The organism is Caballeronia zhejiangensis (genome assembly GCF_022879815.1).
Lineage (GTDB): Bacteria > Pseudomonadota > Gammaproteobacteria > Burkholderiales > Burkholderiaceae > Caballeronia > Caballeronia zhejiangensis.
In genome coordinates this window covers 1,308,744-1,322,417 of record NZ_CP084284.1, presented here as the reverse complement: position 1 = coordinate 1,322,417, position 13,674 = coordinate 1,308,744, and the positions used below count along the sequence as shown (strand labels likewise).

Genomic DNA, 13,674 nt, shown 5'->3' with positions numbered 1-13,674 from the left:
CCGCGTCGCGATGGCCGGAACGTTTCACGAAATGATTTGGCGCTTCATCCAGCGAGATACCCGTTCTCCCGGAACCAGTCCAGCGCGTCCTTCAGACCTTGCGCGTACGGCCGCGCGGCGTAGCCCAGCTCGCGTTCCGCCTTCGCCGACGTGAAGTACATCTTGTTCTTCGACATGCGCAGCGCGTCGACGGTCACGAACGGCTCCTTTCCGCTCACTTTCGCGAACAGCTCCGCGCCGATCGCGAGCGGATAAAGCGGCCCGCGCGGCAGCTTGATGGTCGGCGGCTTGCGCCCGACGAATCCGGCGATGTCCGCCAACATCTGCTGCAAGGGCAGATTCTCGCCGCCCAGGATATATCGCTCGCCGATCTTGCCGCGTTCGAGCGCGAGAAAGTGCCCGTTCGCGACATCGTCGACGTGCACGAGATTGAGGCCCGTATCGACGAACGCGGGGATCTTGCCGGTCGCCGCTTCGACGATGATGCGCCCGGTCGGTGTCGGGCGCACGTCGCGCGGGCCGATCGGCGTCGACGGATTCACGATCACCGCCGGCAGCGCGTTCTGCGCGACCATGCGCTCGACCGCGCGCTCCGCGAGCACCTTGCTGCGCTTGTATGCGCCGATGGTGCTCTGCGCATCCGACGGCTTCGTCTCGTCGACGATCGCGCCCGAGCTCGTCACCTTGAGCGTCGCGACGCTGCTGGTATAAACGATGCGCTCGACACCTTCGGACAGCGCCGCGCGCATCGTCGCTTCGGTGCCTTCGAGATTCGCGCGTTCGATTTCGGCCGGATCCGGCGCCCAGATGCGGTAATCGGCGGCGACGTGAAACAGGAAGCGGCAGCCCCTGAGCGCGGCGCGCATGGACGCTTCGTCGCGCATGTCGCCGACGACGATCTCCGCGTCCAGCGATTCGACGTTCCTGCGCGGGCTGGTCTTGCGCACGAGCACGCGCACGTCGAAACCGCGTTCGATGGCGAGCCGCGCGACCGCGGAACCGACGAACCCCGAAGCACCCGTGACGAGCACGCGAGAGCCGGAAAAATCAGTCATTCTTACCTCGTTGAAAACGTCCGCGCGGCCTCGATTGTAACGATTGCCGCGCCGAAAAAAGGCTGCAAAGCCCGATGTGACAAGGGCTTGCGGCTCATGCTATGGTCCTCGCCTGCCGCGGCCGCGAGGACCGCGCAAAACATGGACACAACCGGTAAGCGATGCCTCAAGACACTCGAAACCTAAGCGCCTGGATTTACCTCGCAATCGCAATCACGCTCGCCGTGGTGTTCTGCATCGACGTGCTCACGCCGATCCGCATCGCGATCTGGGTGTTCTACGTGCTGCCCGTCGTGCTCTGCGTCTGGGCCGACCGCCCCGCCGTGCCGATCGTCACGGCGGGCGTCTCGACCGTGCTGACGCTCGCAGGATACGCACTCGCCGCCACCGATCCGAACACGAGCCGCGACGTGCTGCAGATCAACCGCGCAATGGGCATCGTCGTCATGCTCGCGCTCGCAGCGGTGGCGCATCTGTATATCAAATCGCGGCTCGCCGTACAACGCACGACCTGGCTGCAACAGGGCATCGTGCAACTCGCGCAGAAATTGCGCGGCGAGCAGTCTCCGGCTTCGATCGGCGTGAGCATCCTGCGTTCGATCATTCCGTACGTGAATGCAAAAGTCGGCGTCGTCTACGCGCTTGAAGGCGATGCGCTCGTGCGGGTCGCGTCGTGGGCGCTGCCGGACGATGCCAGCGCGCCAGCGAGGATACCGCGCGGCCAGGGACTCGTCGGACAGGCAGTCGAAGAGGCGCGCGTGCTCGAATTGCGCGACGCGTCCGCGCACTATCTGAAGGCCGGTTCGGCGCTGGGATCGGCGGCGGCTTCGCGCGTCGTGATCGCGCCGCTTCTCGCCGATGGCGACGTCGTGGGCGCGATCGAACTCGGCTTCGTCGGCAACGAAGGCCGTTTCGACGATACCCGCGCGCTGCTCGACATGGCCTCGGAACCGATCGGCATGGCGCTGCGTTCGTCGCGGTATCGCGCGCGTCTCGTCGAACTGCTCGAAGAAACGCAGCGCCAGAGCGAGGAATTGCAGGTCCAGCAGGAAGAGTTGCGCGTGTCGAACGAGGAACTGGAGGAGCGCGGCCGCGCGCTGCAGGATTCGCAGGCGCGTCTCGAACAGCAGCAGGCCGAGCTCGAACAGACCAACGTGCAGCTCGAAGAGCACACGCAACATCTGGAGCGGCAAAAGTCCGAGCTGATGCAGGCGCAGCAGGAACTGACCGCGAACGCGCTGGAAATGGAGCGCGCGAGCCAGTACAAGTCGGAGTTTCTCGCGAACATGTCGCACGAACTGCGCACGCCGCTCAACAGTTCGCTGATCCTCGCGAAACTCTTGCAGGACAACAAGCAAGGCAACCTGACCGAGGAACAGGTGCGCTTCGCCGCGACGATCCATTCGTCGAACAGCGATCTGCTTTCACTCATCAACGACATTCTTGATTTGTCCAAGGTCGAGGCCGGACAGATGGACGTGCAGTTCGCGCACACATCCGTCGATGCGATCCTGCAGACGTTGCAGCAATCGTTCGCGCCCATCGCGGCGAACAAGGGCGTCGAATTCGTCACCGCGCACGGCGAGAACGTGCCGCAATACTTCGTCACCGACAGCCAGCGGCTCTTGCAGGTGCTGCGCAATCTGCTGTCGAACGCATTCAAGTTCACCGAGCGCGGCCGCGTGACGGTCGCGGTCGAGCGCGCCGGCGACAACGCGCTGCGTTTCGATGTGCGCGACACGGGCATCGGCATCGCGCGCGACAAGCAAGAGATGATCTTCCAGGCGTTCCAGCAAGCCGACGGCACCACGAGCCGCAAATACGGCGGCAGCGGCCTCGGATTGTCGATTTCGCGCGAGTTTTCGCGACTGCTCGGCGGATCGGTGTCCGTGTCGAGCGAACTTGGGCAGGGCAGCGTGTTTTCGGTGACGCTGCCGATCGCGGCGCACGAAGGCACCGTCACCGCGAAGCTCGATACGATCGGTCACATGCGGGAAGCGCAGCCCATGGCCGCGCCCGCGCCCGCACCTGCGCCTGCACCTGCGCCTGCGCCGGTACAGCCGATGCCGGCGCCCATGGTCAGTCCGGAGCCGCTCGGCATCGCCGACGACCGCGCCGACCGCAAGCGTCCGGATCGCGTGATTCTCGTCATCGAGGACGATCAGCCGTTCGCGCGCATCCTCTACGATCTCGCGCACGAACTCGATTTCGACTGCGTGCACGCGGCGACCGCCACGCAAGGCGTCGAGCTCGCGCGTTCGCTGCAGCCGAACGGCATTCTGCTCGATATCGGCCTGCCGGATCAGTCGGGCCTCACCGTGCTCGAATGGCTCAAGCACGATCCGCTCACGCGTCACATTCCGATTCACATCGTCTCCGCGACCGATCACGCCGATGTCGCGCTGCATCTCGGCGCGATCGGCTACACGCTGAAGCCGAGCGCGCGCGAAGAACTGGCGCACGCGATCCGCAAGCTCGAAGCGCGCTCGTCGCAGGGCATGCGCCGCGTGCTCGTCGTCGAGGACGATCCGGCGTTGCGTCAGAGCATTCACGCGCTGCTCGCGAGCGACACGGTGGGCATCGTCGAGGCAGGATCGATCGCGGAGGCCATCGAGGAGATGCAGCGCGTGCCGTTCGATTGCGTCGTGATGGATCTCGCGCTGCCCGACGGCTCCGGTTACGAACTGCTCGAACGCGTGTCGACGAGCGGCGGGCACGCGTCGCCGCCGGTCATCGTCTATACGGGACGCCTGCTGTCGCAGGAAGAAGAGCAGCGCCTGCGCCGCTATTCGAAATCGATCATCATCAAGGGAGCGAAATCGCCGGAGCGTCTGCTCGACGAAGTGACGCTGTTCCTGCATAGCGTGGAAAGCGCGCTGCCGCCGGAGCAGCAGCGCATGCTGAGCGCGGCGCGTCAGCGCGACGACGTGTTCGAAGGCCGCACGATCCTGCTCGCCGAGGACGACGTGCGCAACATCTTCGCGCTGTCGCGCGTGATCGAGCCGCTCGGCGCCACGCTCGAAATCGCGCGCAACGGGCGCGAAGCGCTCGAAGCGCTCGCGCGCCGCAGCGATATCGACCTCGTGCTGATGGACATCATGATGCCCGAAATGGACGGCCTGACCGCGATGACCGAAATCCGCAAGCGCACGGAGCACGCGCGTCTGCCGATCATCGCGCTGACGGCGAAAGCGATGCCGAGCGATCGCGAGAAATGTCTCGAGGCAGGTGCGGACGATTACATATCGAAACCCATCGACGTGGATAAGCTCGTGTCTTTATGTCGGGTTTGGTTGCGGCAGCGATGAACATGGCGAACGACGGCAGTCACGACGAAGAAGCGACGTTCGACATCGAACTGAAGCTGATTCTGGAAGCGATCTACCTGCGCTATCAGCACGACTTCCGGCATTACTCGATGAGTTCGCTGAGAAGACGCCTCGCGCAAGCCGTGAACGATTTCGGCCTGCCGACGCTCTCGCATTTGCAGGAGCGCATTCTGCGCGATCCGGCGCTGTTCGCGCGGCTGTTCCAGTACCTCACGGTGCAGGTGAGCGAGATGTTCCGCGATCCGCACTACTTTCGCGCGATTCGCGAGCAGGTCGTGCCGATTCTGCAGACGTATCCGTCGATCAAGGTCTGGGTCGCGGGATGCAGCACCGGCGAGGAGCTGTGGTCGCTCGCCGTGCTCTTCGCCGAAGAGAAGATCGCGGATCGCACCGTGTTCTACGCGACCGACATCAACGCCGAAGCGCTGCGTCAGGCCGAGAGCGGCATCTATCCGCTGGAACGCATGGCGAGCTTCAGTCAGAACTATCTGGCGGCGGGCGGCAAGCGTTCGCTGTCGGACTACTATCACGCCGCGTACGGCGCGGCGAAGTTCTCGCAGACGCTCAAGTCGCGCGTCGTGTTCGCGGATCACAGTCTCGCGACCGACAGCGTGTTTCTCGAAGCGCATCTCGTGTCGTGCCGCAATGTGCTGATCTATTTCGATCGCGCGTTGCAGGATCGCGCGCTCGGTTTGTTCAGCGATTCGCTCGTGCGGCGCGGATTTCTCGGGCTCGGCAGCAAGGAAAGCCTGCGCTTTTCCACCTATGCAGACCGCTTCGCGGATTTCAATGCGCGCGAGCGGCTTTACCAGAAGGTGTGACGATGTTCGACGCGCATCGCATCGGAGCAGTCGTGATCGGCGCATCGGCGGGCGGCGTCGAGGCGCTCAATCATCTGTTGCCCGCGCTGCCGAAGACGTTCGTGCTGCCCGTGCTGATCGTCGTGCATGTGCGGCAAGGACAGCCGAGCCTCTTGCCGGGATTGTTCGCGTCGCGCTGCGAACTGGCCGTCGAAGAGCCGTTCGACAAGGACGAGATCGCGCCCGGCACCGTGTATTTCGCGCCGCCGGGATATCACATGCTCGTCGAGGCGGAAGGCGGCGCGGCGCCGGCGATCGCGCTGTCGGTCGATCCGCCGGTGCGCTTCTCGCGGCCATCGGTGGACGTGCTGTTCGAATCGGCGGCGCATGCGTATGGCGAACGTCTGCTCGGCATCGTGCTCTCCGGCGCGAACGACGACGGCGCCCGCGGCGCGCGCGCGATCCGCGAGGCGGGCGGCGCGTGCTGGGCGCAGAACCCGGAGACGGCCTCGGCCCCGGCGATGCCGCTCGCGGCGATCGCTGAGGACGCGGTGAATGAAGTACTGACGCTCGATGAAATGGCGTTGCGGCTGTCGCAATGCATCGGCCGGCAGCCATGAAAAGAAGGCAAGGAGTCACCAGATGACGCAACCCATCCACGTGCTGATCGTCGATGACATTCGCAACAACATCACCGCGCTCGAAGCGTCGCTCGCGCGGCCGGATCTGTCGGTGCTGAAGGCCGAGTCGGGCCCCGCCGCGCTGGAGCTGCTGCTCAGGCACGAAGTCGCGCTCGCGATCCTCGACGTCAACATGCCGGGCATGGACGGCTTCGAGCTCGCCGAACTGATGCGCGGCAGCCCGCGCACCGCGCACGTGCCGATCATCTTTCTCACGGCGACGGCGCAGGACGCGAGCCGCACGTTTCGCGGCTATGAAGCGGGCGCGGTGGATTTTCTCTACAAGCCCTTCGATTCGCGCATCCTCAATTCGAAGGTCGATGTCTTCATTCAGATGGAGCGTCAGAAGCAGCAACTCGCGACGCAGCTCGCGACCGTGCAGCAACTGCTCGATGCGAACGAAATGCTGATGGCCGTGCTCGGTCACGATCTGCGCACGCCGCTTTCCGCGGTCATCGCGTCGGCGGAATATCTCGCGCGTTTCGTGCAGGACGAGAACGTGGCGAACATCGGCACGCGCATCAAGTCGAGCGGCATGCGCATGGTGCGGATGGTCGATCAGTTGCTGAACCTTGCGCGTCTGCGTGGCGGGCGCGTGACGCTGCAGCCGCGCGCCGTCGAGTTGATGACGCTCGCGAAGAATATCGTCGATGAATACGAGGCGCGCGTCGGCAAGGGGCGCATCTTCGTGCTGCGTCAGGGCGACACGCTGTTGCAGGGCGACGGCGATCTGCTGTCGCAGGTGTTCTCGAATCTCATCGGCAACGCGCTGCAGCACGGCCACGAAGGCTCGGCGATTCAAGTGCGCCTCGACGGCAACGCCGAGGACATCACCATCGCGGTGCAAAACGCCGGCGAGATTCCCGCGGACGTTCTGCCGACGATCTTTGCGCCGTATCGATCGGGCCGGCGTCAGAACGAGTCGAGCGGCCTCGGGCTGGGGCTTTACATCACGCGTGAAATCGCGCAGATGCATGGCGGCGACGTATCCGTGCGCTCGACGTCCGAAACGGGCACGGTGTTCGAAGTGAGGCTGCCGCGCGTGCCGCATCCGCGCTCGGGCGAACACGCCGACATGGCGCAGCCCTTTCGCCTGAGTTGAAGCGCGTGTCTACAATGCGCCTATGAACACTGGAAAGGAGTAAGCGCGATGCCGGGCCCGGATCTGGATACGAGAATCGAAACCTATTACGTGCGTGTGCGCGGCGTCGTGCAGGGCGTCGGTTTCAGGCATCACACGGTGCGCAAGGCGCACGCGCTGGGCGTGCGCGGCTGGGTCGCCAATCTTGATGACGGCTCCGTCGAAGCGGTCGTGCAGGGCGCGGCCAATCAGGTCGATCTGATGCTCGAATGGCTGCGACGCGGGCCGCCGCATGCCCGCGTCACCGAGTTTCACAGCGAGGAGCGCCACATCGAGAAACGCTACGAGCGCTTCGAGCAGCACTAACGCGCGACCAGCAGGCTCTCCGCGAACTGCCATTCCTCGTCGCGCCACTGATGCGTGCATTCGAAGCCCGCATCGGCGGCGATGGGCGCGACTTCATCGGCCGCATATTTGTGGCTGCTTTCCGTCCAGATCGTTTCGCCTTCGCGGAAGTCCACGCGCAGATCCGCGCCGCGCACGCGTACGGAAAGCGCGCGCTTCGCACGCAAATGCATCTCGACGCTGCGCGCATCCGGATTGAAGCGCGCGACGTGCTCGAAGGCGTCGATCGGAAAGTCGCCGCCCAGTTCGCGATTGATGCGCGCGAGCATGTTCAGGTTGAACGCGGCCGTCACGCCGATCGGATCGTCGTACGCGGCGATCAACACCGGCAGCGGCTTGATGAGATCGGTGCCGAGCAGAAGCGCGTCGCCAGGTTGCAGCATGCCGCGAATCGAGCACAGGAACTTCGTCGCCGCAAGCCGCGCGAAATTGCCGATGGTGCTGCCGAGAAACAGCACGAGCAGTCTTTCGCCGTCCTTGCGCTTGGCGCTGACTTCGGAGAGTCCGGCGAGGTAGTCGCGTTCATGTCCGACAATCGACACGCGCTCGATATCGCTCAGTTCGCGCCGGCACAACTGCAATGCGGTGCGCGAAATTTCAATCGGATGATAGGCGGTCGGCTGCTTCTTACACAGCGCTTCCAGGATGCGGCGCGTCTTGCGGCCGCTGCCGCTGCCGAGTTCCGCGACCTGAATGTCGCCGGGCATCGCCGCGACGATGTCCGTCGCGTGGTCCTTCAGCACGCGCTCTTCGGCGCGCGTCACGCCGTACTCGGGCAGCGCGGTGATCACTTCGAAGAGGGCCGAACCCACTTCGTCATACAGATACATCGACGGCAGTTCTTTCTGCGGACGCTTGCTGAGTCCTGTGTGCACAGCCTCTGCGAAGGCATTGTTGAAGCGGGGGGAAAGGGCAGCTTGAGTCATGACGTCTCCATCGATGCGGCGTTTTCTTCGCGTGCCACCGGGAAACGATGGCACGGCGCGTTGTTGCAGCGGATGCTTCGACGTGAGCGGCGGATGATCGCGCGGTGTGCCGCTCGGACTGAGGGACAGGCCGGCTGAACGCGCCGGACCGACAAGGGTCGCCGATCAACATGACCGGCAAAAGACAACCGCAAGAGACAATGTTCACGCGGCAGAGTTCATGCCGAATGCGAAGCATGAAGGAAGCAAAAAGCGGGCGCGCGCGGCAGTTTTCTTTGAAGCGCGTTCCGAAAACAAAGCGCTCGCGGCGTTTAGAATGCGCAGTTCACGTTGTGTCCGGCTTGCATTCACCTTCAACGCGCAGCGACTTCCCGATGAATCAGCATGACCTCGCGCGCGGCATCGCGCTGTCCGTCGCGGCTTCCGCGCTCTTCGCGCTCATGTCGGGCTACACGAAATGGCTCGCGCCGCTCGACGGCCTCGACATCTTCGCGTGGCGTATCGTGTGGACATTGCCGGGCGCGCTCGCGCTGGTCGCGGTGAGAAAGCGCTGGCCGCAATTATGCGCGCTCGTCGCGAGGCTCGCCAAAACGCCGCGACTGCTGCTGATGTTCGCGATCACGGCCGCGCTGCTCGGCCTGCAGTTGTGGATCTTTCTCTGGGCGCCGCTGCACGGGCGCGCGCTCGAAGTATCGCTCGGCTATTTCCTGCTTCCCCTCGCGATGGTGCTGCTCGGACGCTTTCACTACGGCGAGCGGCTCGATGGATTCCAGTGGGCAGGCGTCGCGGTGGCGGCCGTCGGCGTTGCGCATGAGCTCATCGCCACGCATGCGTTCGCATGGCCGACGCTCGTCGTGATGCTCGGTTATCCGCCGTACTTCATGTTGCGTCGACGGCTCAACGCGGACCCGCTCGTGTCGTTCGCGGTGGAGATCATGCTGATGTCGCCCGTCGCCGCGCTCATGCTGTTCGCGCGCGGCGCGTTCACGGAGGTCGCGGGCGCGCCGCATCTGTGGCTCGTGCTGCTTCCCGGACTCGGCGCATTGAGCACGATCGCGCTCGCGTCGTATCTGCGCGCGAGCCGTCATCTGCCGCTCGCGCTATTCGGCATTCTTGGCTATGTGGAACCGGTGCTGCTCGTCGGCGTGGCGGTGCTGCTGCTCGGCGAGCCGTTTTCAGCGCACCAGCTCGGGACTTATGTGCCGATCTGGATCGCTGTCGTGCTGACGGGCGTGCATAGCGCGCGTCTTCTGATGCGCTCGCGCAAAAAGGCATCGCCGATGCCGATGAGCGAGCATCACGCGAGCGTCGAGCATGAAACCGTCGCGGATGAAATCGAGCGCGTGGATTGATCAGCGCGCCCCGTGCGTTTCGATGGGGGCGTCGTGCGGATCGCGCATGAGGTCGAGCCCGAACACGACGCCATCGAAACGCGTGCCGCGCTGATCCGAGAACATAGGCAAGTAAAAAGGCGAGCCCGAAGGCTCGCCTGAATCGAACGCACCGGTTTGTTGATATGCAATGCCCGATGCGCAATGCGAGGGACGCTCGCCTCCCTTACTTCTTCGCCGCGTCGACCTTCGCATCGGCGGCCGACTTGTTCGCGTCGTTTTGTGCTTCGACTTTTTCCTTGTCGGCCTTCGCTTGTGCCACGTTGGCATCCTTCGCTGCGTCCTGCTTTTTCTTGTCGGCCTTGCTTTGTGCAGCGTGCTTTTTCTTGTCGGCTTTCGCCTGTGCCTTGGCGGCATCACCGCGAGCGTCGGAAGCCTGTTCCGGCGTGGTCGCCTGCGCTACCTTCGCGGCTTCCTTGTTGGCGTCGGCTTGCGCCGATGCCTTGTCCTCGTTCTCCGATGCCTGCGCCTTCGCGGCGTCGTGCTGTGCTTCGGCCTTCTTCTTGTTGGCGCTCGCCTGCGCCTCGGCCTTTTCGTTGTTCGCCTTCAGTTGCGCTTTGCCGGCGTCGGTGGCGGCGGTTTGCGCGAATACGGTGGAGACCAGCATGGCGGATGCGAGAGCAGCGACGATCTTCTTCATGGTTTGAAACTCCCTTGATCTTTTATTCGAGGACGCGTGGCGCGCAGTGCGCCGCGCTGACGATGAAAACGCCGGGTGCTTCGATCCAGTTGACGTTCTTCTGGTGACAAACAGTAACCAGTGGCGAGCAAATGAAACGGCATGCGGTAAAAGCGGCGGGATTGCTTGGGCGCGAGCATCTGCATTACCGAACCGGCTGAAAAAGCTGTTACGTCGTAGCGAATTCGCTTCCATTTGTAACTGTGGTTTTAACGATTGGGAATCCGAACGAATCAGCCTATTTGTAATCGTTGAAATGCGCGGTTACCAAGTAATGCAGTTATTTCTTAGCTGTCTGCTTAAGATGACTTCCACGAACCCGGCTAAACGGGAAATGGAGAAGCTCATGAAACGCACAGCACTTGTCTTGTTGATGATCGGTAGTCTGACGATGGCGGGCCAAGCCTCGGCGCACGGACACGGCGGTGGCCGCGGCCACGGCGGCGATGGCGGTGCGATCGTCGGCGCGCTGATCGGCGGAGCGGTGCTCGGTGCGCTGGTCACATCGGTCGCCAATGCTCAACCGGCTTACGCGCAACCCGTCTATCAGCAACCCGCGTATGCGGAGCCCGCCTACGCACAGCCCGTTTATGCGCAGCCGGCGCAGCCGCCTGGCTACTGCTACGACAACTATCGCAATGCGTACGTGCCGTGCGGCTACTGATCCACTGATCGTCTGACGCGATGAGACTCGCGGCACGTCCCTTGCGCTAATGCGGACACGGTCGTTGCACGACATACGCGACGACCGATACGCAAACTCGGGAGACTTGCAATGAACGCGACTACGAAGAAGTTGGTGATTTCCGCGCTGGTACTCGGCTTGTCGGGCGGCGTCTATGCGCAAGCGGGCGGCGGCGGTTCGATGGGCGCAGGCGGCAACGGTTCGGCCGGCGCCGGTTCGGCTGCGGGCGGCAAGGGCGGCGGCGTCGGTATGGGCGGAACGGGAATGGGCGGCTCGGCGGATGGCACGACCGGCACCGGCGCGAAGAGCGGCATGGGCAACGACGCGACCAACGGCATGAGCCAGGATCAGGGCACGGTGCAACGCAGTGCGCCGAACAACGGCAACATGAATTCGGGCGGCACGAAGTCCGACGGCAGTGGCACCAAGAAGGCTTATTGAAGCGAGGCCGGCGCGCAGTCGGGTGCGATCGCCGCGACGTCCTCGGGACGTGTTGCGGCATCCGCCCGGCGGCGGCGCGCGAGATTAAAGCTTATTGAGCGCTCGCCGACGCCGCATCGACGGATGCGGCCGGTTCGAACGCCTTTGCGCGCACGCTGACCTTCTCGGCGTAGGCGCGCGAACCGCCGTAGCTTTTCAGCGCGGCATCGACATCGCCCTGAGCGGACTTCACATAGCCGTGCAGGATGGCAGAGCCCGTCTCGATGTTGTCTTCCGGATCCGTCAGATCGACGTTGCGCACCAGTTTCTTGTGCGCCGACGGCACCACTTGCATGAGGCCCGTTGCATTGTTCGGCCCTCGGGCGGTTTCCTTGAAGCGCGATTCGATCGAGATGATGGCGAGCAAAAGCGCCGGAGGCAGCGAATATTTCGACGCGGACGACATGACCGCCGTAGCGATGGTTTCCGCCTTTTGGCGCGCCACGCCGAATTTGCGCGTGAGCATTTCCGAAATCTTGTGACTTGCCTGCTCGGCCTTCGGGTCTTGCGCGACGGCGGACTGCGCGACCGGATTGCTGGCGGCGAGCGGATTGTCCTGTGCGTGGGCGGCAGGCGCGCCGTTCAGCGAGAGGGCAAGGGCGGCAAAGATGACAAGTACACGACGCATCGGATGGCCAGATCAAAGCGGAATCGCATTATAGCCACATAAAAAAGCCTTGTGGATCATGTACTTGTCTTAAATCTGATGTTTTGTTTCGCGGATCGGAAGGAATTACGTGCGTTCGGCACGCTTGGAAGCCGGCGCCGATATGCCTTCGCCCGCATCGTCCGAGAGACGCGCGAACATCGGGAGCGAGGCCAGGACGACCAGCGCCGTCACGATGAAACCGCACGCCAGTTGCCAGCGCTCGGTATGCGCGCTGCCGGAAACGAGCATCGTCGCCTGAATCGTGCCGGCGGCGACCGTCACGCCGACCGCCTTCATCAACTGTTGCGCGGTGCCCTGGAACGAGGTCGCGGCGGCGAGGCGCGGCTTGGGCACATCGGCGAAGGCGAGCGCGCCCATCGTCGCGAAACTCAGCGACCGGCCGAGTCCGCCGAGCAGCAGGAGCAGGAAGATCGCGGCGGCGGGCCAGGCCTGCGACATCGTCGAGCAGACGAGCAGCACGGCCGCGAACACGACGCTGCCCGCGCATAAAACGGTCCGCACGGAGAAGCGCCGCAGCGCGAGCGCCGTCATCGGGCGCATGCAGAACGAGCCGAGCGCGCTCGCGAACGTGACGAGGCCGCTCGCCGTCGCGCTGTAGCCGAAGCCCGTCTGTAGCGTCAGCGGCACGAGAAAGGGCAGCGCGCCCGCGCCGGCGCGAAACAGGCTGCCCGCGACCGTCGCGGCGTGGAACGTGGGGATCGAAAGCAACGAAAAGTCGATGGCCGGATTCGGCGCGCGCCGGCAATGCAGCACGGTCGCGCGAAAGAGCAGCAGGCCGACGGCGACGCAAATCCACGGCACGCCGGCCGGCAGCACGCCGCGCCCCGCGCTCTCGATGCCGATCATGAACAGACTCAGCGACGCGCCCGACATCAGCATGCCGCGCAGATCGGGCGGCGTGCGTTCTTCGGGCGGCGAAGGCGGCAATAACTTCCAGGTGAGAAAGAGACCGGCGACGCCGACCGGCACGTTGACCCAGAAGATGCTGCGCCACGAGAGCGCGTCGGTGAGAAAGCCGCCGAGCGGCGGGCCGAGCAACGGACCGACGAGCGCGGGCATCGTGAGCCATGTCGTCGCTTGCAGCAGTTCCTCGCGTTTGACGCCGCGAAACAGGATCAGACGGCCGACAGGCACCATCATCGCGCCGCCGAGGCCTTGCACAACGCGCGCGGCGAGCAGTTGCGGCAGGTTCATCGCCGCGGCGCACGCAACGGACGCGAGCGTGAACGTCGCGATCGCCCACATGAACACGCGGCGCGCGCCGAAACGGTCGGCGACCCAGCCGCTCGCGGGAATGAAGACGGTCAGCGCAACGAGATAGGCGGTGATCGCGCTGGACAGATGAACGGCGTCGACGTTCAGATCGCGGGCCATCGCCGGGATGGCGGTCGCGACGATCGTGCCGTCCATGTTTTGCATGAAGAGCGCCGAAGCGACGACGGCGGCGGTGATGCGGAAGTTGCCGCCTTTCACGATGCGGCGCTCGTATGCGC

At 64.3% G+C, this 13,674-nt stretch carries 13 protein-coding genes; 8 read left to right on the top strand and 5 right to left on the bottom strand.

All coding sequences use genetic code 11. The features are described 5' to 3' along the window. Positions 1–44: 44 nt before the first annotated feature. A complete protein-coding gene (gene hpnA / locus LDZ23_RS20660; protein ID WP_008354289.1) occupies positions 45–1,055 on the bottom strand; it encodes a hopanoid-associated sugar epimerase in 1,011 nt (336 codons plus the stop codon). A gap of 161 nt (positions 1,056–1,216) precedes the next feature. Here hpnA and LDZ23_RS20655 point away from each other — a divergent pair, with 161 nt between their 5' ends. From LDZ23_RS20655 to LDZ23_RS20635, 5 genes are read left to right on the top strand one after another with little or no spacing between them, the layout of a single operon-like run. Continuing rightward, positions 1,217–4,363 carry a response regulator gene (locus tag LDZ23_RS20655; RefSeq protein WP_244808170.1) on the top strand — a complete coding sequence of 1,049 codons (3,147 nt, stop codon included), beginning with the start codon at positions 1,217–1,219 and terminating at the stop codon, positions 4,361–4,363. Continuing rightward, positions 4,360–5,205 (top strand): CheR family methyltransferase, encoded by an 846-nt coding sequence (locus LDZ23_RS20650; RefSeq protein WP_244808169.1) that lies wholly within the window; start codon positions 4,360–4,362, stop codon positions 5,203–5,205. Before LDZ23_RS20655 ends, LDZ23_RS20650 begins: the two co-directional genes overlap by 4 nt. A 2-nt stretch (positions 5,206–5,207) precedes the next feature. Beyond that, positions 5,208–5,804: a chemotaxis protein CheB gene (locus tag LDZ23_RS20645; RefSeq protein ID WP_008354293.1), complete on the top strand. Its 597-nt coding sequence runs from the start codon at positions 5,208–5,210 to the stop codon at positions 5,802–5,804. A 22-nt stretch (positions 5,805–5,826) separates the two neighbouring features. Then, positions 5,827–6,966 carry a hybrid sensor histidine kinase/response regulator gene (locus LDZ23_RS20640; RefSeq protein ID WP_008354294.1) on the top strand — a complete coding sequence of 380 codons (1,140 nt, stop codon included), beginning with the start codon at positions 5,827–5,829 and terminating at the stop codon, positions 6,964–6,966. A gap of 48 nt (positions 6,967–7,014) precedes the next feature. Then, positions 7,015–7,311: an acylphosphatase gene (locus LDZ23_RS20635; RefSeq protein ID WP_008354295.1), complete on the top strand. Its 297-nt coding sequence runs from the start codon at positions 7,015–7,017 to the stop codon at positions 7,309–7,311. Here the strand turns inward: LDZ23_RS20635 and egtD are convergent. Then, positions 7,308–8,276 carry an L-histidine N(alpha)-methyltransferase gene (gene egtD, locus LDZ23_RS20630; protein ID WP_033535963.1) on the bottom strand — a complete coding sequence of 323 codons (969 nt, stop codon included), beginning with the start codon at positions 8,274–8,276 and terminating at the stop codon, positions 7,308–7,310. The two genes, LDZ23_RS20635 and egtD, sit on opposite strands and share 4 nt — an antisense overlap. A 374-nt stretch (positions 8,277–8,650) precedes the next feature. Here egtD and rarD point away from each other — a divergent pair, with 374 nt between their 5' ends. Continuing rightward, positions 8,651–9,628: an EamA family transporter RarD gene (gene rarD, locus LDZ23_RS20625; protein WP_008354297.1), complete on the top strand. Its 978-nt coding sequence runs from the start codon at positions 8,651–8,653 to the stop codon at positions 9,626–9,628. Between the two features lie 205 nt (positions 9,629–9,833). On the opposite strand, the gene LDZ23_RS20620 is transcribed toward rarD, so the two are convergent. Further along, the gene (locus tag LDZ23_RS20620) at positions 9,834–10,541 is read right to left on the bottom strand and encodes a hypothetical protein (RefSeq protein ID WP_235366177.1); all 708 of its coding nucleotides are present in this window, start codon (positions 10,539–10,541) and stop codon (positions 9,834–9,836) included. Between the two features lie 151 nt (positions 10,542–10,692). Here LDZ23_RS20620 and LDZ23_RS20615 point away from each other — a divergent pair, with 151 nt between their 5' ends. Together LDZ23_RS20615 and LDZ23_RS20610 are read left to right on the top strand one after the other, a co-directional pair. Further along, positions 10,693–11,010: a hypothetical protein gene (locus LDZ23_RS20615; protein ID WP_033535970.1), complete on the top strand. Its 318-nt coding sequence runs from the start codon at positions 10,693–10,695 to the stop codon at positions 11,008–11,010. A gap of 111 nt (positions 11,011–11,121) precedes the next feature. Beyond that, entirely contained in the window at positions 11,122–11,472 is a 351-nt protein-coding gene (locus LDZ23_RS20610) for a hypothetical protein (protein ID WP_008354301.1), read from the top strand. A 91-nt stretch (positions 11,473–11,563) separates the two neighbouring features. On the opposite strand, the gene LDZ23_RS20605 is transcribed toward LDZ23_RS20610, so the two are convergent. After that, positions 11,564–12,139: a transglycosylase SLT domain-containing protein gene (locus tag LDZ23_RS20605; RefSeq protein ID WP_008354302.1), complete on the bottom strand. Its 576-nt coding sequence runs from the start codon at positions 12,137–12,139 to the stop codon at positions 11,564–11,566. A 105-nt stretch (positions 12,140–12,244) separates the two neighbouring features. Beyond that, a complete protein-coding gene (locus tag LDZ23_RS20600; protein ID WP_033535971.1) occupies positions 12,245–13,654 on the bottom strand; it encodes a DHA2 family efflux MFS transporter permease subunit in 1,410 nt (469 codons plus the stop codon). Positions 13,655–13,674 lie beyond the last annotated feature (20 nt).